This is a genomic window from Klebsiella sp. 141251, from assembly GCF_050600725.1.
In the GTDB taxonomy this organism is placed as follows: domain Bacteria; phylum Pseudomonadota; class Gammaproteobacteria; order Enterobacterales; family Enterobacteriaceae; genus Klebsiella; species Klebsiella aerogenes.
Genome location: NZ_JAQIRG010000051.1, coordinates 1 through 206 on the forward strand (window position 1 = coordinate 1; position 206 = coordinate 206).

A 206-nucleotide genomic window follows, 5' to 3' on the forward strand; every position below is an offset into this window, starting at 1 on the left:
ACCAGCCCGGCGCACACCCTGCAGACCTGGCTCGACCTCACCGAACAGCTGCTGGAGACCGGCGTCGACTCCATCGCCATCAAGGACATGTCCGGCATTCTCACCCCGAACGCCGCCTTTGAGCTGGTCAGCGAAATCAAAAAACGCTTTGCCGTCACCCTGCACCTGCACTGCCACGCCACCACCGGCATGGCGGAGATGGCGCT

The 206-nt window shown here is 63.6% G+C and carries 1 pseudogene; it reads left to right on the forward strand.

Annotation, left to right across the window (positions count from 1 at the left end):
- Positions 1-206 (forward strand): annotated as a pseudogene (locus tag PGR09_RS24615) (sodium-extruding oxaloacetate decarboxylase subunit alpha); the annotation flags it as partial.